Source organism: Streptomyces sp. NPDC015345, from assembly GCF_043078805.1.
Classification (GTDB): Bacteria; Actinomycetota; Actinomycetes; order Streptomycetales; family Streptomycetaceae; genus Streptomyces.
In genome coordinates this window covers 1,325,249-1,342,732 of sequence record NZ_JBIBTX010000001.1, presented here as the reverse complement: position 1 = coordinate 1,342,732, position 17,484 = coordinate 1,325,249, and the positions used below count along the sequence as shown (strand labels likewise).

The 17,484-nt window shown below is 72.7% G+C and carries 17 protein-coding genes and 1 tRNA gene; 13 read left to right on the top strand and 5 right to left on the bottom strand.

Annotated features, from left to right (window positions below):
• Positions 1 to 32: 32 nt before the first annotated feature.
• The gene (murA, locus tag ACF062_RS06085) at positions 33 to 1,382 is read right to left on the bottom strand and encodes a UDP-N-acetylglucosamine 1-carboxyvinyltransferase (protein ID WP_223774901.1); all 1,350 of its coding nucleotides are present in this window, start codon (positions 1,380 to 1,382) and stop codon (positions 33 to 35) included.
• Between the two features lie 253 nt (positions 1,383 to 1,635).
• Here murA and ACF062_RS06080 point away from each other — a divergent pair, with 253 nt between their 5' ends.
• Positions 1,636 to 2,235 carry a YqgE/AlgH family protein gene (locus ACF062_RS06080; protein ID WP_223774900.1) on the top strand — a complete coding sequence of 200 codons (600 nt, stop codon included), beginning with the start codon at positions 1,636 to 1,638 and terminating at the stop codon, positions 2,233 to 2,235.
• On the opposite strand, the gene ACF062_RS06075 is transcribed toward ACF062_RS06080, so the two are convergent.
• The gene (locus ACF062_RS06075; protein ID WP_392136219.1) at positions 2,208 to 3,104 is read right to left on the bottom strand and encodes a LysR family transcriptional regulator; all 897 of its coding nucleotides are present in this window, start codon (positions 3,102 to 3,104) and stop codon (positions 2,208 to 2,210) included. The genes ACF062_RS06080 and ACF062_RS06075 overlap by 28 nt on opposite strands.
• A gap of 119 nt (positions 3,105 to 3,223) precedes the next feature.
• Here ACF062_RS06075 and ACF062_RS06070 point away from each other — a divergent pair, with 119 nt between their 5' ends.
• The 7 genes from ACF062_RS06070 to ACF062_RS06040 all read left to right on the top strand — a co-directional run bounded on the left by ACF062_RS06070 (position 3,224) and on the right by ACF062_RS06040 (position 12,809).
• A complete protein-coding gene (locus ACF062_RS06070) occupies positions 3,224 to 4,420 on the top strand; it encodes an MFS transporter (protein ID WP_392136216.1) in 1,197 nt (398 codons plus the stop codon).
• A gap of 170 nt (positions 4,421 to 4,590) precedes the next feature.
• A complete protein-coding gene (locus tag ACF062_RS06065; RefSeq protein WP_055550135.1) occupies positions 4,591 to 4,896 on the top strand; it encodes a DUF3039 domain-containing protein in 306 nt (101 codons plus the stop codon).
• Positions 4,897 to 4,998: 102 nt separating this feature from the next.
• Positions 4,999 to 6,699 (top strand): beta-N-acetylhexosaminidase, encoded by a 1,701-nt coding sequence (locus ACF062_RS06060; protein WP_392136213.1) that lies wholly within the window; start codon positions 4,999 to 5,001, stop codon positions 6,697 to 6,699.
• A 281-nt stretch (positions 6,700 to 6,980) separates the two neighbouring features.
• Positions 6,981 to 7,886, top strand: coding sequence for a xanthine dehydrogenase family protein subunit M (locus ACF062_RS06055; RefSeq protein ID WP_223774896.1), 906 nt, complete (start codon positions 6,981 to 6,983; stop codon positions 7,884 to 7,886).
• Positions 7,883 to 9,922, top strand: coding sequence for a (2Fe-2S)-binding protein (locus ACF062_RS06050; protein ID WP_392136210.1), 2,040 nt, complete (start codon positions 7,883 to 7,885; stop codon positions 9,920 to 9,922). The genes ACF062_RS06055 and ACF062_RS06050 overlap by 4 nt, the downstream gene beginning before the upstream one ends.
• Entirely contained in the window at positions 9,919 to 12,222 is a 2,304-nt protein-coding gene (locus ACF062_RS06045) for a xanthine dehydrogenase family protein molybdopterin-binding subunit (protein WP_392136207.1), read from the top strand. Before ACF062_RS06050 ends, ACF062_RS06045 begins: the two co-directional genes overlap by 4 nt.
• A gap of 41 nt (positions 12,223 to 12,263) precedes the next feature.
• On the top strand, positions 12,264 to 12,809 hold the full coding sequence (locus ACF062_RS06040) for an AAA family ATPase (RefSeq protein ID WP_392136204.1): 546 nt from the start codon (positions 12,264 to 12,266) through the stop codon (positions 12,807 to 12,809).
• A 9-nt stretch (positions 12,810 to 12,818) separates the two neighbouring features.
• Here the strand turns inward: ACF062_RS06040 and ACF062_RS06035 are convergent.
• Positions 12,819 to 12,893: transfer RNA gene (locus ACF062_RS06035), tRNA-Cys, on the bottom strand.
• A 198-nt stretch (positions 12,894 to 13,091) separates the two neighbouring features.
• Between ACF062_RS06035 and ACF062_RS06030 the strand changes: the two genes are divergently transcribed.
• Positions 13,092 to 13,589: a DinB family protein gene (locus ACF062_RS06030; protein ID WP_392136202.1), complete on the top strand. Its 498-nt coding sequence runs from the start codon at positions 13,092 to 13,094 to the stop codon at positions 13,587 to 13,589.
• Between the two features lie 9 nt (positions 13,590 to 13,598).
• Here ACF062_RS06030 and ACF062_RS06025 read toward each other — a convergent pair whose 3' ends face one another.
• Positions 13,599 to 13,991: a MerR family transcriptional regulator gene (locus tag ACF062_RS06025; RefSeq protein ID WP_392136199.1), complete on the bottom strand. Its 393-nt coding sequence runs from the start codon at positions 13,989 to 13,991 to the stop codon at positions 13,599 to 13,601.
• Between the two features lie 49 nt (positions 13,992 to 14,040).
• Between ACF062_RS06025 and ACF062_RS06020 the strand changes: the two genes are divergently transcribed.
• A complete protein-coding gene (locus ACF062_RS06020; protein WP_392136197.1) occupies positions 14,041 to 14,925 on the top strand; it encodes an NAD(P)-dependent oxidoreductase in 885 nt (294 codons plus the stop codon).
• Positions 14,926 to 15,025: 100 nt separating this feature from the next.
• Complete coding sequence (locus ACF062_RS06015) at positions 15,026 to 15,697, top strand: MBL fold metallo-hydrolase (RefSeq protein ID WP_392136195.1); 672 nt, start codon at positions 15,026 to 15,028, stop codon at positions 15,695 to 15,697.
• Here ACF062_RS06015 and ACF062_RS06010 read toward each other — a convergent pair.
• Positions 15,686 to 16,132 carry an ATP-binding protein gene (locus ACF062_RS06010; protein ID WP_392136193.1) on the bottom strand — a complete coding sequence of 149 codons (447 nt, stop codon included), beginning with the start codon at positions 16,130 to 16,132 and terminating at the stop codon, positions 15,686 to 15,688. The two genes, ACF062_RS06015 and ACF062_RS06010, sit on opposite strands and share 12 nt — an antisense overlap.
• A 147-nt stretch (positions 16,133 to 16,279) precedes the next feature.
• Between ACF062_RS06010 and ACF062_RS06005 the strand changes: the two genes are divergently transcribed.
• Complete coding sequence (locus ACF062_RS06005) at positions 16,280 to 17,143, top strand: helix-turn-helix transcriptional regulator (RefSeq protein WP_392136190.1); 864 nt, start codon at positions 16,280 to 16,282, stop codon at positions 17,141 to 17,143.
• Positions 17,140 to 17,484 (top strand): DUF397 domain-containing protein, encoded by a 345-nt coding sequence (locus tag ACF062_RS06000; protein WP_392136187.1) that lies wholly within the window; start codon positions 17,140 to 17,142, stop codon positions 17,482 to 17,484. Before ACF062_RS06005 ends, ACF062_RS06000 begins: the two co-directional genes overlap by 4 nt.

Below are 17,484 nucleotides of genomic sequence, written 5' to 3'. Positions count from 1 at the left end.
CCCTTTCCCATGCGCTGACGCGCTGAGGGCCGTTACAGCGCCGTCCTGCCGTTCGGCAGCTCGACCTTCGCGCCGAGCTCCTGGAGCTTGTCCATGAAGTTCTCGTAGCCGCGGTTGATCAGGTCGATGCCGTGGACGCGGGAGGTGCCCTGGGCCGCGAGAGCGGCGATCAGGTACGAGAAGCCGCCGCGCAGGTCGGGGATGACCAGATCGGCGCCCTGGAGCTTCGTGGGGCCGCTCACGACCGCCGAGTGCAGGAAGTTGCGCTGGCCGAAGCGGCAGTCGGAACCGCCGAGGCACTCGCGGTAGAGCTGGATGTGGGCGCCCATCTGGTTGAGCGCGGACGTGAAGCCGAGCCGCGACTCGTAGACCGTCTCGTGGACGATGGACAGGCCCGCGGCCTGCGTCAGGGCGACGACGAGCGGCTGCTGCCAGTCGGTCTGGAAGCCGGGGTGCACGTCCGTCTCCAGGGCGATCGCGTTGAGCGAGCCGCCCGGGTGCCAGAAGCGGATGCCCTCGTCGTCGATCTCGAAGGCACCGCCCACCTTCCGGTAGGTGTTCAGGAACGTCATCATCGAGCGCTGCTGGGCGCCGCGGACGTAGACGTTGCCTTCGGTCGCCAGGGCCGCGGAAGCCCAGGAGGCGGCCTCCAGGCGGTCCGAGAGGGCGTGGTGGTTGTAGCCGCCGAGGCTGTCGACACCGGTGATCCGTATGGTCCGGTCGGTGTCCATGGCGATGATCGCGCCCATTTTCTGCAGGACGCAGATCAGGTCCTCGATCTCCGGCTCGACCGCGGCGTTGGAGAGCTCGGTCACACCCTCCGCGAGGACGGCGGTGAGCAGGACCTGCTCGGTGGCGCCCACGGACGGGTACGGCAGGCGGATCTTGGTGCCGCGCAGCCGCTGCGGGGCCTCCAGGTACTGGCCGCCCTCGCGCTTCTCGATGGTGGCGCCGAACTGGCGCAGGACCTCGAAGTGGAAGTCGATCGGCCGGCCGCCGATGTCACAGCCGCCGAGGCCGGGGATGAAGGCGTGCCCGAGGCGGTGCAGGAGCGGACCGCAGAAGAGGATCGGAATCCGCGACGAGCCGGCGTGGGCGTCGATGTCGGCGACGTTGGCGCTCTCGACGTGCGACGGGTCCAGGATGAGCTCGCCCGGCTCCTCGCCGGGGCGGACCGTCACGCCGTGCAGCTGGAGCAGGCCGCGTACGACACGCACGTCGCGAATGTCCGGGACATTGCGCAGCCGGCTCGGAGCGCTGCCGAGCAGCGCGGCAACCATGGCCTTGGGCACGAGGTTCTTCGCGCCGCGGACACGGATCTCGCCCTCCAGCGGGGTTCCGCCGTGGACAAGCAGTACATCGTCAATGCCGGTGACGGTCATGAATCTCGCGTTCCGATTGGATGGACGGGGGAACAAGGGGCAAGCGTAATGGCCGTGTACCCCCCTTCCGTAAGGCCAAGGGCACGCAAAACAGGTCATGAGTTCGCCACAACACGAACCGTACGGAACCGGACACTCCGGGTCACCGCCCCCCGCCGTGCGCTCCGGTCGCTCTCATGCGCCCTGAACTGCACCGGCTCACGTACGGCCATTACCTCCCCGCGCACCGCGAAGATGCGGGATCATGTGGTCCATGACCGAGGTGTCCTCGCTCACAGGGCGGCTGCTCGTGGCCACGCCGGCCCTGGCGGACCCCAATTTCGACCGTGCGGTGGTGCTGCTCCTCGACCACGACGAGGAGGGCTCGCTCGGCGTGGTCCTGAACCGCCCCACCCCCGTGGACGTCGCCGACATCCTGGAGGGCTGGGGCGACCTGGCCGGCGCGCCGGGCGTCGTCTTCCAGGGCGGCCCCGTCTCGCTGGACTCGGCGCTCGGCGTCGCGGTGATCCCCGGCGAGGAGGGCACGCCGCTCGGCCTGCGCTACCGCACGGGCCGCGTGGATCCCGTGGGCTTCCGCCGGGTGCACGGCGCGATCGGCCTCGTCGACCTGGAGGCCCCGCCGGAGCTGCTCTCCCCGGCCCTCGGCAGCCTGCGGATCTTCGCGGGCTACTCCGGGTGGGGGCCGGGCCAGCTGGAGAAGGAGCTGGAGGACGGCGCCTGGTACGTGGTCGAGTCCGAACCGGGTGACGTCTCCTCGCCGGACCCGGAGCGGCTGTGGCGCGCGGTGCTCAGACGCCAGCGCAGTGAGCTGGCGATGGTGGCGACCTATCCGGACGATCCGTCGCTGAACTGACCTGCGCCCTCCAGATACCGCTCGGCGAGCGGGTGCGCGTCCCTGGCCGGGACCACGAGGCGCACGGCGACGGGCGGCGCGTTCTTCAGGCGTACGTAGCGCAGGGCTGGGTGGGAGTGCCTGCGGGCCACCGGTTCCGGGGCGATGCCCACGCCGTGGCCGGCGGCGACCGCCTCCAGCCATTCGTCGAAGTTGTGTGCGGTGCAGGCGAGCCGGGGGCGGCGGCCCTCGGGCCACAGCTCGGGCCCTGTCGTGCCGGTGACCGTGTTGACGACCAGCGGCAGGTCGGCGAGTTCCGTCCAGTCGACGACGCGGCGGCCCGCGAGTTCGGCCGCGTCGCGGGAGAGGACGGCGACGCGCGGCTCGTGCAGCAGCAGGCGCGAGCGCACCGCGCCGCCGGGCGGCAGCTCGCCCCGGACGACCGCGATGTCACAGGCGCCCGTCAGCAGGCCCGCGAGCGGGGCGTCGCCGCGCACCAGCCGCACGCCCGCGCCGGTGGCTTCCTTGAAGGCGGCGACGAGGGCCGCGCAGGCCTCGGGCAGCAGAGAGGTGAAGCCGAGGCGCAGGACGGGCGGCTCGGCCCCGGCGGCGGTGCGCAGGGTGCCCTCCAGCCGGCGCAGCAGCGGCGCGAGGTCGTCCCGCAGCCGCTGTCCGGCCCCGGTGAGCGCCACCCGCCGTGTGGTCCGGTCGAGGAGCCGCGCCCCGAGGCTTTCCTCCAGGGCCCGCACCGCCCGGGTCAGCGCGGGCTGCCCGACGCGGAGCCGGTCGGCGGCGTGCGTGAAGCTCAGCTCGTCGGCGACGGCGAGGAAGGCGCGCAGGTGCCGCAGCTCGATGCCGTCCAGAGGCTCCTGGAGCCGTACGTCATTCATGCCGCCCCAGCATAAATACCCGCCGTCAGGCATTTCCCCCGGGATACGGAGGGTGCCTACGTTTCCCTCGCCCGGCAGGACCGGCGAGGGACACGAGGGACACGAGGGAGCTGAACGGCGTGCGCAAGGTGTGGTTGCTGATGGTGGGGGCCTTCACGCTGGGGCTCGACGCCTATGTGATGGCGGGGCTGCTGCCGGTCGTCGCCGGGGACCTGGGGACGACCGTGTCGCTCGCGGGGCAGATGGTCACCGTCTTCACCCTCGCGTACGCGGTCAGCGCGCCGCTCGTCGCCGGGCTGCTGTCCGGCGTGCGGCCCCGGGTGCTGATCCTCGCCGCGCTCGCCGTCTTCACCCTCGGCAACGGCCTCACCGCGCTGGCGCCCGGCCTCGGGGCGCTGCTCGCGGCGCGCGCGGTGGCGGGGGTCGGCGCCGGGGTGTACTCGGCGCTGTCCACGGCGGCCGCCGCCTCGCTGGCGGGGCCGGAGCGGCGCGGGCGGGCGCTCGCGCTGGTGATGGGCGGTATGAGTTCGGGCACGGTCCTCGGCGTCCCGCTGGGCGTGCTGCTCGCCGACCACACGTCCTGGCGGGCCACCATGTGGCTGGTGACGGGGCTGGGCGCGGTCGCGCTCGTGGGTCTCGCGGTGGGGCTGCCGGAGGTGCCCGCCGAGCCGCCGGTCCCGATGCGGGCCAGGCTCGGGGCGCTCACCGACCGCACGGTGCTGCCTGCCGTGAGCGTCTCCTTCCTGGGCGCGGTGGCGAGCCTCGGCCTCTACACCTACCTCGCGCCGGTGCTCGACTCCTCGGGCGGCGTCGGCGAGAGCCAGGTGGCGCCGTACCTGTGGGCGTGGGGCATCGGCGGGGTGCTCGGCAGCGTGCTCGCCGGGCCGCTGGTGGACCGCACCGGCCGGGTGACGGCCCTGGTGACGGGGATCATCTCCACCCTGGTCGTCGCGATGGGCGCCCTGCCGTTCCTCGGCGCCGCCGCCTTCCCCGCGCTCGTCGTCTGGGGAGCCGCGGGCTGGGCCTTCCAGGTCCCGCAGCAGCACCGCCTGCTCGCCCTGCGCGCCGAGCGCGGCACGGTGGCCCTCGCGCTCAACAACTCCGCCCTCTACCTGGGCAGCGCGGTCGGCTCCGCCTTGGCGGGCCTCGCCCTTTCGGTGGGTCTCGCACCCCGTGCCTTGCCGTGGGCGGCGGCGGGGGTGGCTCTGGTGGGGCTCGTCCTGCACGTGTCCGCTGCGCGGGGCCGGGCGGGTGGGGGTGGCTTCTGTGGCGTGCGGGCCGGTGGGGGCTTGGCGCGCAGTTCCCCGCGCCCCTGACGGGGCCCGAGGTGCCGCCTCGCGTCAGGGGCCCGGGGCACCACAGCGCCCCGGAAGGGGCGCGGGGAACTGCGCGAGCAACCCCCACCGGGCCGCGCGACGCGAACGGGTCCCCCCGGAGGGCGGCGGCCGCTGCCGGGATGCCGTGCGCGTGAGTACCCTTGGCCCTTATGAGCACTCTTGAGCCCGAGCCCGAGCGCGGGGCAGGTACGGGGACCCTCGTAGAGCCGACGCCGCAGGTGTCGCACGGTGACGGCGACCACGAGCGCTATGCGCACTACGTCCAGAAGGACAAGATCATGGCGAGCGCGCTCGACGGCACGCCCGTCGTCGCGCTCTGCGGCAAGGTGTGGGTCCCCGGCCGCGACCCGAAGAAGTACCCCGTCTGTCCCATGTGCAAGGAGATCTACGAGTCCATGGGCGCAGGCGGCGACAAGGACAAGGGCGGCAAGGACGGCAAGGGCGGCAAGAAGTAGTCACCCTTTCCGGTCCTTGGTGAGACCCCTTCGCTCAGGGGGCGTTGCGTGTACCGCAACGCCCCTTTTGCGTGGCGCGATCGCGTGACAGCCTTACGCGCCATGACCCTTGAGCGCCCACCCGTCGCCCACCACCGCCCTCATGGAAGGCGCTTCGCGCCGCTCGCTGAAATCATCCCGGCGCCCGCACGCGCCGAGGCCATGCCTGGTTCCTCCTTCGTCGCCGGTCCCGCCACCACCCTGTGGGCAGGCCCCGGCACCGAGTCCACCGAACGCTGGCTCCGCGCCACGCTCGGCGCCGCGCTCGGGCTCCCGCTCACCCCCGGCGCCGAGGGCGCGGGCGGCTCCGTCTCCCTGCTGGTGGACGCCGCCCTGGAGCCGGAGGCGTACCGGCTCACCATCGACGAGGCCCGCGTCGAGATCCGCGGCGGCGCGGCCTCGGGCGTCTTCTGGGGCGCCCAGACCCTCCGCCAGCTCTTCGGTCCCGACGCCTTCCGGCGCGCGCCACTGCGGCCCGGCGCACGGCACTCCTTGTCGGCGTGCGTCATCGAGGACGCGCCCCGCTTCGGCTGGCGCGGCATGATGCTCGACGTCGCACGGCACTTCATGCCGAAGGACGGCGTCCTGCGCTACCTCGACCTGCTCGCCGCCCACAAGCTCAACGTCTTCCACTTCCACCTCACCGATGACCAGGGCTGGCGCGTGGAGATCAAGCGCCACCCCAAGCTGACGGAGACTGGTTCGTGGCGGGCGCGCTCCAAGTGGGGTCACCGCAACTCGCCGCTGTGGGAGGAGCGCCCGCACGGCGGCTTCTACACGCAGGACGACATCCGCGAGATCGTCGCGTACGCCGACTCCCTGCACATCACCGTCGTCCCCGAGATCGACATCCCGGGCCACTCGCAGGCCGCCATCAGCGCCTACCCGCACCTCGGCAACACGGACGTCGTCGACACCGGGGCGCTCACCGTCTGGGACACCTGGGGCGTCAGCAAGAACGTCCTCGCACCCACCGAGGACGTACTCCGCTTCTACGAAGGCGTCTTCGAGGAGATCCTCGACCTCTTCCCGTCCACCTTCGTCCACGTCGGCGGCGACGAGTGCCCCAGGGACCAGTGGAAGGCGTCGCCCGCCGCGCAGGACCGCATCAAGGAGCTCGGGGTCGACGGCGAGGACGGGCTCCAGAGCTGGTTCATCCGGCACTTCGACACCTGGCTCACCGAGCGCGGGCGGCGGCTCATCGGCTGGGACGAGATCCTGGATGGCGGCCTCGCCGAAGGCGCCACCGTCTCCTCCTGGCGCGGCTACCGGGGCGGCATCGCCGCGGCCAAGTCGGGCCACGACGTCATCATGTGCCCCGAACAGCAGGTCTACTTGGACCACCGGCAGGACGGCGGACCCGACGAGCCGATGCCCATCGGATTCGTCCGCACGCTCGAAGACGTCTACCGCTTTGAACCCGTCCCCGCGGAGCTGACGGAGGAGGAGGCCGCGCACGTCATCGGCACCCAGGCCAATGTCTGGACCGAGGTGATGGAGAACCAGGACCGCGTCGACTACCAGGTGTTCCCGCGTCTCGCCGCCTTCTGCGAGGTGGCCTGGCGCCGCCTGCCGGCCCCCGCCGAACGGGACTTCGCGGACTTCGGCCGCCGCATGGAGGCCCACTACGCGCGACTTGACGCCCTCGGCGTCGACTACCGCCCGCCGGGCGGCCCTCTGCCCCGGCAGCGGCGGCCGGCCCCCGAAGGGCTGACCAACAGCGACCTCGGCCGCCCGATCGAGGGGCCGCCCCCGAACGTGTGAGGGCCCGTCCGGGTGCGCGGAACCGGCGGCCCGTTGCCCCGAACGCGGGCCGCCGGAAGCAGTGCGAAAACGGCATATCCCCCTGGTCCGGGGACGAATGCCTCCTAGCGGACCCCCGCGTCGGCCCCCGGCGAAGATGTGCCAGAGTTGCCACGTCCGGGCTGTGAGCACGTACCGTACGGCGGAACAGGCGTAACGGCGACACGTCGCGAACGGCGAGCACTTCACGTACGCGACGTAGGTGAGGTACGCGGCCGGGCATCGGGAAGGGGCAGCCGGTTTTGACCACGCACGCACCGCAGGCGGCACAGACACCGCGGTCGGTGAAGCTGCCCGCCACGCTCGACGAGGCCGTGGCGGCACTCGCCGCCATGCCCGCCGCCGTGCCCGTCGCCGGCGGCACGGACCTGATGACCTCCGTAAACTCCGGACAGCTGCGCCCCGCCGCCCTCGTCGGCCTCGGCCGCATCAGCGAGATCCGCGGCTGGCAGTACCAGGACGGCCACGCCCTGCTCGGCGCCGGTCTCACCCACGCACGCATGGGCCGCCCCGACTTCGCCGCGCTGATCCCCGCCCTGGCCGCCGCCGCGCGCGCCGCGGGACCGCCCCAGATCCGCAACGCGGGCACCCTCGGCGGCAACATCGCCTCGGCCGCGCCCACCGGCGACGCGCTGCCCGTCCTCGCCGCCCTCGAAGCCGTCCTGATCATCGCGGGACCCGGCGGCGCCCGCCGCGAGGTCCCCGTCTCGCACCTGCTCGCGGGCATGGAGATGCTCCGCCCCGGCGAGCTCATCGGCTTCGTGCGCGTGCCGTTGCTGCACGCCCCCCAGGTCTTCCTCAAGGCGACCGGGCGCACCGGCCCCGGCCGGGCCACCGCGTCCGTCGCGCTGGTCCTCGACCCCGCCCGGCGCGGTGTGCGCTGCGCGGTCGGCGCCATCGCGCCCATGCCGCTGCGGCCCCTGGAGGCCGAGCAGTGGGTGGCCTCCCTGATCGACTGGGACGGCGGGCGCGGCAGCCTCGTGCCGGAGGCGGTCACCGCCTTCGGCGAGTACGTCGCCGCCGCCTGCATCCCCGACCAGCCCCCGGCGGCCGACGGCACCGAACAGCCGTTGACGCCCGCCGTACTGCACCTGCGGCGCACCGTCGCCGCGCTGGCCCGACGAGCACTGGGGAGGGCGCTGTCGTGAGCGACGACCGGAACACCCACAACGGCGGCGGCTGGCAGCCGCATCCGCAGGGCGAGTACGACTCGGACGCCACGGCGTTCGTGCAGCTCCCCGAGGGCATGCTCGACACCCCGCTCGCCGCGCCGGGCCACGGCTATGTGCCGCCGCAGATAACGGTCACCCCGACCACGTCGGACGCCACCGACCCGGCGGCGACCGGCACCTGGGTCATGCCGCCCGAGGTGACGGGCGCGGCGGGCGGCGGGCACCAGACGGTGAGCTGGCCCGACGCGGGCACGGCGCAGCGGCCCCACGCCGAACAGCAGCCCCACCAGCAGGACCAGCACCACGGCTACGACCCCCGGGCGACCGGACAGTGGAGCTTCACCGACGGCGACGCGGCGGAGCGACAGGCGTACGGGCAGGGGTACGAGCAGCAGGCCCAGGGCTACGAGCAGCAGGAGTACGACGCCGCCGCCCCCGGGTACGACCAGGGCCACGCGCACGGTCAGGACCACGGCCAGGAGCACGGCCAGGGCTACGGGCAGCAGTACGGGCAGGGCGTCGCCGCGCCCTCCTCCGACATCACCGGGCAGTGGTCGATTCCCGTCGCCGGTGGTGATCTCCCGGACGAGTCGGGCGAGTACACGGCGTCCTCGCAGGCCGGCGAGCTGGCCTACCCGGCGCGGACGCGGCACGACGCCTGGGCCGGGAGCGGCATGCCGCCCGCGACCCTGCCGGGCGGCGCGCCCGCGCCGTGGGCGACGGGCGCGGGGTCCGGTGCGCCCTGGGGCACGCCGCCTCAGGAGGCCGCGCGGCAGCTCCAGGAGACCCCGGAGCACGCGGAGCACGCGGAGGACCCGCAGCCGGAGCCGCGCGAGAGCCGGTTCGAGCAGACGACGCTGCTGCGGGCGGTCAGCGTGCCGCCCGCGGGGCAGTCGGGGGCCGAGGCGGCACGGGCCGCGGAGGCAGCGCGGGCGGCGCAGGCCGTCGAAGCCGCCCGGGACGCCGCCGAGGCCGCTCAGGAGGCCGCCGAGGCCGCGGAGATCGCGGACGTCCTGGAGACCTCGGAGCCGACGGAGGAGTTCGAGGCCGCCGAGCAGGTCGACGTGGCCGAGGCCGCCCCGGAGACCGACGCCGAAGCGGTGCCGGAAGCGGCGCCCGAAGCTGCCGTGGAGCCCGGGCCCGCAGACGGACCGGACGGGCCGGGTCTGCCCGGCACGACGGACGAGGCACTCGACACGGCCGCCGAGCCCGACGCGGCCGCCGAGCCCGACGCGTCCGGTGAGCCCGCCGACGCGGGCGAGCCCGGCGGGACGCAGGCGGCCGAGGAGGCGACGGCAGAGACGACCGAGACGGCAGGGGCGGCAGACGCGACCGAGGCGGCAGAGGCAACCGACGACGCCCCCGTCATCGCGCCCAACCCCCTCCACGACGACCACCCCCTCGGCTCCTACGTCCTGCGCGTGAACGGCACCGACCGCCCCGTCACGGACGCCTGGATCGGTGAGTCCCTGCTCTACGTCCTGCGGGAGCGGCTCGGCCTCGCGGGCGCCAAGGACGGCTGCTCGCAAGGCGAGTGCGGGGCGTGCAACGTCCAGGTGGACGGCCGCCTCGTCGCCTCCTGCCTGGTGCCCGCCGCCACCACCGCGGGCAGTGAGATCCGCACCGTCGAGGGCCTGGCCACCGACGGGCAGCCCTCCGACGTGCAGCGCGCGCTCGCCGCGTGCGGCGCCGTGCAGTGCGGCTTCTGCGTGCCGGGCATGGCCATGACCGTGCACGACCTCCTGGAGGGCAACCCCGCCCCCAGCGAGCTGGAGACCCGCCGCGCGCTGTGCGGCAATCTGTGCCGCTGCTCGGGCTACCGAGGGGTGCTCGACGCCGTGCGCGAGGTGGTCGCCGAGCGCGAGGCGTCCGCGGCGGCGGAGGCTTCGGCGCAGCCGGCACCGGAGCGGGACGTACACCAGCAGGCCGACGAGGCCCGCATCCCGCACCAGGCGCCCCCGGGTGCCGGTGGCGTCCACCAGACCATGTACGAGGACGGAGGCCAGGCGTGAGCGAGGACACCGGCACCGCGGCCGCGCCCGCCGACAACGCGCCGGGCGGCGAGCCGCTGCCGCACGGCATCGGCGCGTCCCTGCCGTCGGCGGAGTGCCGCGCCAAGACGGAGGGCACCTTCCCCTACGCCGCCGACCTGTGGGCCGAGGGCCTGCTGTGGGCGGCGGTGCTGCGTTCCCCGTACGCGCACGCCCGCATCGTCTCCATCGACACCAGCCACGCCCTGGAGATGCCGGGCGTGCACGCCGTCATCACCCACGAGGACGTGCCCGGCGACGCGCTGCACGGCCGCCGGACGCCGGACCGGCCGGTCTTCGCCTCCGATGTCGTACGCCACCACGGTGAGCCCATCGCCGCCGTGGCCGCCGACCACCCCGACACCGCGCGCATGGCGGCCGCCGCCGTCATCGTCGAGTACGAGGTCCTTGAACCGGTCACCGACCCGGAGAAGGCCTTCGAGGCCGAGCCGCTGCACCCCGACGGCAACTTGATCCGCCACATCCCGCTGCGGCACGGCGACCCGGAGGCCGTCGGCGAGCTCGTCGTCGAGGGGCTGTACCGCATCGGCCGCCAGGACCCGGCGCCGATCGGCGCGGAGGCCGGGCTCGCGGTGCCACGTCCCGACGGGGGAGTGGAGCTGTACGTCGCCTCCACCGACCCGCACGCCGACCGCGACCGGGCCGCCGCCTGCTACGGCCTGGCCGCCGACCAGGTCAAGGTCGTCGTCACGGGCGTCCCGGGCGCCACCGCCGACCGGGAGGACGCGAGCTTCCAACTCCCGCTCGGCCTGCTCGCGCTGCGCACCGGCTGCCCCGTCAAGCTCACCGCGACCCGCGAGGAGTCCTTCCTCGGCCACGCCCACCGCCACCCCACCCTGCTGCGCTACCGCCACCACGCGGACGCCGAGGGCCGCCTGGTGAAGGTGGAGGCGCAGATCCTGCTGGATGCGGGCGCGTACGCGGACACGTCGGCGGAGGCCCTGGCCGCGGCCGTCTCCTTCGCCTGCGGCCCCTACGTCGTACCGAACGCCTTCATCGAGGGCTGGGCGGTCCGTACGAACAATCCACCCTCCGGACACGTCCGGGGCGAGGGCGCCATGCAGGTGTGCGCCGCGTACGAGGCGCAGATGGACAAGATCGCCAAGAAGCTGGGCGTCGACCCCGCCGAGCTGCGGCTGCGCAACGCCATGGCGACCGGCGACATCATGCCCACCGGCCAGACGGTGACGTGCCCGGCCCCCGTGGCCGAACTCCTCGCCGCCGTGCGGGACTTTCCCCTCCCCGAGCTGCCCAAGGACACCCCCGTGGACGAGTGGCTGCTGCCCGGCGGCCCCGAGGGCGCGGGCGAACCGGCCGCCGTGCGGCGCGGCGTCGGCTACGGCCTCGGCATGGTCCAGCTCCTCGGCGCGGAAGGCGCGGACGAGGTCTCCACGGCCACGGTGAAGGTCCACGACGGCGTCGCGACGGTGATCTGCGCGGCCGTCGAGACCGGCCAGGGCTTCACGACGCTGGCCCGCCAGATCGTCCAGGAGACGCTGGGCATCGAGGACGTGCGCGTGGCCCCCGTCGACACCGACCAGCCCCCGGCGGGCCCGAGCTGCCGCGGCCGCCACACCTGGGTGTCGGGCGGCGCGGTGGAGCGCGCGGCGAAGATGGTCAGGACGCAGCTGCTCCAGCCGCTGGCCCACAAGTTCGGCATGTCCACCGAGCTGCTCCAGATCACGGACGGCAAGATCACCTCGTACGACGGCGTGCTGTCCACGACGGTCACCGAGGCGCTGGACGGCAAGGAACTGTGGGCCACCGCCCAGTGCCGGCCGCATCCCACCGAGCCGCTGGACGAGGCCGGGCAGGGCGATGCCTTCGTGGGCATGGCGTTCTGCGCGATCCGCGCGGTGGTCGACGTGGACATCGAACTCGGTTCCGTACGGGTCGTCGAGCTGGCCGTCGCCCAGGACGTGGGCCGCATCCTCAACCCGGCCCAGCTGAGGACCCGCATCGAGGCGGGCGTCACGCAGGGCGTGGGCGCGGCGCTCACGGAGAACCTCCGTACCCCGCGCGGCCTGGTCCGCCATCCCGACCTCACCGGGTACGCGCTGCCCACCTCCCTGGACACCCCCGACATCCGCATCGTGAAGCTGGTGGAGGAGCGGGACGTCGTCGCCCCCTTCGGCGCGAAGGCGGCCAGCGCGGTCCCGGTGGTCACCTCTCCGGCGGCGATCGCCTCGGCGGTGCGCGCGGCGACGGGCCGCCCGGTCAACCGCCTCCCGATCCGCCCGCAGGCGGCGGTGGCGCAGTAATCCGTTCGTGAGGCCGGGGGCCCGGTGGCACCATGGGCGGCATGACTGCCTCCCCTCCCCCCACCGGTGTCATCGTCCTCACCGGCATCATGGCGTCCGGAAAGTCCACGGTGGCGCAGGCGTTGGCCGAGCGGCTGCCGAAGGCCGCGCATGTGCGGGGCGACGTCTACCGCCGCATGATCGTCTCGGGCGGCGTGGAGTACGAGCCGGACGCCGGGGGCGAGGCGGAGGCCCAACTCGCCCTGCGGTACGGCCTGTCGGCGTCCACGGCGGACGCGTACGCGCGTGCCGGTTTCACGGCGGTCGTCCAGGACGTCATCCTGGGCGAGCAGCTGAAGACGTACGTGGACCTCGTCCGCACGCGCCCCCTGTACGTCATCGTCCTCGCCCCGCGCCCCGACGTGGTCGCCGCCCGCGAGGCCGGCCGCGGCAAGACGGGCTACGGCGCCTGGACGGTCCAGGACCTGGACACGGGCCTGCGCGAGACGACCCCGCGGATCGGCCTCTGGCTGGACAGCTCGGAGATGAGCGTGGAGGAGACGGTGGACGCGGTTCTGGGGCGGCTGGATGAGGCGCGGGTCGCCTGAGACCCGCTGTGGAGGCCGTGGCGGGAATCGAACCCGCGTTACTGGATTTGCAGTCCAGCCCCTCAGCCACTCGGGCACACGGCCAAGTCATCGACCTGACTCCTTGAACGTAGCGGGGGTGACTGCGGGGCCTCAAGGGAACGGCGGGGCATGCAATGTGACTGCCATGTGCCGTTCATGACGGGCGCGACCTTCAAGTAGGACTGGAATTGACCTACTTGGTTCGTACGTTCTTTCTGGCAACGGAACAGGCGGAGCAGTACGTACGGAAAGGCGGAGACCATGCACGATCTGCTGGACGCGTTGGACGGGCACCGGGAGATGTTGCGGCACACCACCCGCGACCTCACCGACGAGCAGGCCGGGCTGCGCACCACGGTGAGCGAGCTGTGCCTGGGCGGGCTGATCAAGCACGTCACCTCGGTCGAGAGGAGGTGGAGCGCCTTCATGCTGGAGGGTCAGTCCGCGCTGGTCGGCGTGAGCGACATGACCGAGGCCGACTGGGCGCGGCGGGCCGAGGAGTTCCGCATGCTGCCCGGCGAGACCCTGGCGGGCGTGCTGGACGCCTACGCCGAAGCCGCCCGCCGCACCGACGAGGTGGTCGCCGGCCTGCCCTCCCTCGACGTGACCTACCCGCTGCCGGAGGCCCCCTGGACCAAGCCCGGCACGCGGTGGTCGGCGCGCCGCACCCTGCTGCACATCATCGGTGAGACCGCGCAGCACGCGGGCCACGCCGACATCATCCGCGAGGCGCTGGACGGGGCGCGCAGCATGGGCTGACCGGATGACCTACGACGCGGCGCCGTCGAAGGGCGGGTAACTGTCGCCGCCCATCCGCTCGGCGGCGTCGATGTATCGGGTGAGGGCGTCGCGGGACCCGGCGAGCGTGGCCATCTGGTCCTCCAGCCGCCGCAGCCGCCCCCGCATCGCGGTCAGCAGCTCGGGGCACCCCGGCAGCTCCGGTGCCTCCCCGAGCGCGCACGGCAGTACGTACGCGATGTCCTCGGAGGACAGACCGGCGCCCAGCAGGTGCCGGATCTGCTTCACCCGCAGCACGGCGCTCTCGTCGTACTCGCGGTAGCCGTTCGCACCCCGGTCCACCTCCAGCAGGCCCTGGGCCTCGTAGTAGCGCAACTGGTGGGCGTTTACGCCCGCCCGGCGGCTGAGTTCCCCGATCAACATCGCGCCCTCGCTTGACCTTCACACCGGTATGAACGTTGAAGATCCTGTCATGAGCAACCGAAGCGAAACCCCCGTGACAGTCATCGGACTCGGACTGATGGGCCAGGCGCTCGCCGCCGCGTTCCTGAAGGCCGGTCACCCCACCACCGTCTGGAACCGTACGGCCGCCAAGGCCGATCAACTGGTGTCCGAGGGGGCGTCCTTGGCGCCATCGATCGCCGCCGCGCTCAAGGCGAGCCCCCTGACCGTCCTCTGCGTCACCGATTACGAGGCCGTACGCGCACTCCTCGGCGCGAGCGACGTCGAACTGGACGGTACGACGCTGGTCAACCTCACCTCGGGTGACTCGGCCCAGGCCCGGGAGGCCGCCAGCTGGGCCGAGCGGCGCGGCGCCCGCTACCTCGACGGCGCCCTCATGGCCATCCCGCCGGTGATCGGCACCGCCGACGCGGTCATCCTGCACAGCGGGCCCCGAGCGGACTTCGAGGCCCACGAGCCGGCACTCGAAGCGCTCGGCACCCTCACCTACCTCGGCGCCGACCCCGGGCTCGCGTCGCTGTACGACGTGGCGGGCCTGGCCATGATGTGGAGCGTCCTCAACGCCTGGCTCCAGGGCACCGCCCTGCTTCGGACCGCCGGTGTCGACGCCGTGACGTACGCGCCGTTCGCACGCCTCATGGCCGCCGGTGTCGCCGACTGGCTGCCCGGTTACGCCGAGCAGATCGACAAGGGTTCCTTCCCCGCCGAGGTCGCCGCCCTGGAGACCGACGCGCGGTCCATGGCCCACCTGATCGAGGAGAGCGAGGCGGCGGGCGTCAACGCGGAACTCCCGAAGCTGTTCAAGGCCATGGCGGACCGCGCGATCGCCGCGGGGCACGGGGGTGAGCAGTACCCCGTACTTATTGAGGAGTTCGCGAAGCCGAGCACCGACTGACCGGCGGCCTGCCCTTCCGCCGACGCGCGCACCTCTCGTCCGCTGTGCCGTCAGCGAACGAAGCTGTCGCCGCGAGGGCGGCCCCGTGCAGGCTGAGGCCATGGACGTGATCGAGATACTGCCGAGCCTGCGCATGCTCCGCTTCCCCGTGGGGGCCGCCTATCTCTGGCGGGACGACGACGGGCTGACCCTGATCGACACCGGGACGGCGGACTGCGCCGCTCTGATCGATGACGTGCTGGACGGCAGGCTGCGGCGGATCGTGCTGACGCACTGGCACGAGGACCACACGGGCTCGGCCGCCGAACTCGCCGCCCGGCACGGCGCGGAGGTGGTGGCGCACCGGCTGGAGGCGCCGGTGATCCGGGGCGAGGCGGCAGGCGAGCCGCCGGTACTGGAGGAGTTCGAGAAGCCGATCCGGGCATCCATTCCGCCTCTGCCACCGGCCCCGCCGTGCCGGGTGGACCGGGAGGTGGAGGACGGCGACGTGCTGGAGTTCGGCGGCGGGGCGGTGGTGGTCGCGGTACCCGGACACACGGACGGCTCGATCGCTCTCCACCTGCCCGGACCGAGGGCACTGTTCACCGGCGACGCGGTCGCCAACGTCGGTCAGACCATGCTGGGCGTCTTCAATACCGACCGCGCCCGGGCCATCGCGTCGCTGCGGCGGCTCGCCGAGCTGGACGTCGACACGGTGGTCTTCGGACACGGTGACCCGATCTCGGACGGTACGGCGACCGCCGCCTTGCGTGCGGCGGCTTCAGCGGTGTGAAGAAGAGGGCGGGCAGGCCAGCTCCGCCCACACCGTCTTACAGGGGACGGGGCCGTCCGTCGTGCCCCAGCGGTCCGACAGGGCCTCCACCAGGAGGAGGCCCCGGCCCGACTCGGCTTCCGGCAGCGGTCGTTGGGCGGTGCTCGGCGGGTGACGGTCCGCCCTCGCGTCCGTCACCTCGATACGGAGCGTGTCCGCCTCGGTGAGCATCAGGGCCAGGCGGAAGCTTCTGCCGGGGACGTGGCCGTGCAGTGCCGCGTTGTTCGCCAGCTCGGCGACGATGTGCTCCGCGATCTCGTACGGGCGCCCCCAGCTGCGGAGTTGCTCCCGCGCCAGGAGCCTGGCCAGGCGGGCGCCCCTTCGCGTGGCGGAGAGCAGGACCGTGAACTGGTGTGTGGGGGCGGGGCTCTGCACCCCGGTGGTTTCTTGGTTCACGTCACTCAGCGTGGCCGCGTGGGTGCGCCGTGAACAGGGGCGCGGGCGGTGCGTATCGCGTTTGTCCCGTGCTTGTCCCGCGTTGTCTCGGCTGTCTCGGGTGACGTACGGGTACGAGTGCGCGTTGGACCTGGACGGACGTCGGAGGTGGGCGCGGTGGAAGAGCACAACGACGGTGTGGACGAACCCGGTTGGGACGTCGATCCGGAGGACGAGATCAGTGCGGCGGTCGAGATGGTCGGCCAGCACCTGAAGCTGCGGAGGGAGGCGGCGGGGCTCCGTACAGCGGAGTTCGCCGACGCGATCGGCTACGGGGAGGACATGGTCCGGAAGATCGAGCGCGGGGCGCGGATTCCTCGGCCGGAGTATCTGGACATGGCGGACGAGCTGTTGCAGGCGGGCGGGCTGGTCGCCGCCATGAAGGAGAAGATGCGGGAGGCCAGGTATCCGAAGAAGACGCGGGACTTGGCGAAGCTGGAGGGGCGGGCAGTCGAGATGGGGTTGTACAGCAACCACAACATCCACGGGTTGCTCCAGACGGAGGAGCACATGCTCGCGCTGTTCGAGATGCGGCAGCCGTCATATTCGCAGGACCAGGTGGAGCGGTATGTAGGCGCTCGCATGGCCCGGCAGGTGATCTTTGAGCGTGAGCCCGCACCCGCTCTCAATTTCGTCCAGGAAGAGGCGACACTGCGACGCACCATCGGAGGGAGAATGGCTCTGAGGCGACAGCTTGAACACCTCGCCGAGGTGGCTCAGTTGCGCAACGTCACCTTCCAGGTGATGCCGCTCGACTGTGAGGCCCATGCCGGGATGGGAGGCCTGATCGAAGTGCTGAAGTTCCGCGACGGCAAGGCCGTTGGGCGCTCCGAAGGGGCCTTCAACGGCCACCCCGTCTCCGATCCGAAGCGGCTCAGGGTCCTTGAGCTGCGCTATGGGATGATCCGGGCTCAGGCTCTCACGCCACGGGAGTCGCTGGCCTTCATCGAGCAAGTGCTGGGAGAGACATGATCCGCAAGGCCTCTGCCGGAGATGCCTCTGAGCTTGAGTGGTTCAAGAGCAGTTACAGCAGCAGTAGCGAGGGTGATGACTGCGTCGAAGTCGCCCTGGACTGGCGCAAGAGCAGCTACAGCAGCAGCAACGAGTCGGGCGACTGCGTAGAGGTCGCCCAGGGCTGGCACAAGAGCAGCTACAGCAGCAGCAGCGACCCCAGCGACTGCGTCGAAGTCGCCGCCCCCACCCCCGCCACCATCCACATCCGCGACTCCAAGACCCCCACCGCCCCCCACCTCACCGTCACCCCCGCCACCTGGTCCCGCTTCATCGCGGACGTACGACCAACGGCCCACTGA

Bases quoted from the DNA above. Each gene is read 5' to 3' on its own strand.
- ACF062_RS06030 (WP_392136202.1), top strand. From the start codon at position 13,092: ATGCACGATCTGCTGGACGCGTTGGACGGGCACCGGGAGATGTTGCGG.
- ACF062_RS06040 (WP_392136204.1), top strand. From the start codon at position 12,264: ATGACTGCCTCCCCTCCCCCCACCGGTGTCATCGTCCTCACCGGCATC.
- ACF062_RS06065 (WP_055550135.1), top strand. From the start codon at position 4,591: ATGAGCACTCTTGAGCCCGAGCCCGAGCGCGGGGCAGGTACGGGGACC.
- ACF062_RS06060 (WP_392136213.1), top strand. From the start codon at position 4,999: ATGACCCTTGAGCGCCCACCCGTCGCCCACCACCGCCCTCATGGAAGG.
- ACF062_RS06000 (WP_392136187.1), top strand. From the start codon at position 17,140: ATGATCCGCAAGGCCTCTGCCGGAGATGCCTCTGAGCTTGAGTGGTTC.
- murA (WP_223774901.1), bottom strand. From the start codon at position 1,382: ATGACCGTCACCGGCATTGACGATGTACTGCTTGTCCACGGCGGAACC.
- ACF062_RS06075 (WP_392136219.1), bottom strand. From the start codon at position 3,104: ATGAATGACGTACGGCTCCAGGAGCCTCTGGACGGCATCGAGCTGCGG.
- ACF062_RS06020 (WP_392136197.1), top strand. From the start codon at position 14,041: ATGAGCAACCGAAGCGAAACCCCCGTGACAGTCATCGGACTCGGACTG.
- ACF062_RS06025 (WP_392136199.1), bottom strand. From the start codon at position 13,991: ATGTTGATCGGGGAACTCAGCCGCCGGGCGGGCGTAAACGCCCACCAG.
- ACF062_RS06015 (WP_392136195.1), top strand. From the start codon at position 15,026: ATGGACGTGATCGAGATACTGCCGAGCCTGCGCATGCTCCGCTTCCCC.
- ACF062_RS06080 (WP_223774900.1), top strand. From the start codon at position 1,636: ATGACCGAGGTGTCCTCGCTCACAGGGCGGCTGCTCGTGGCCACGCCG.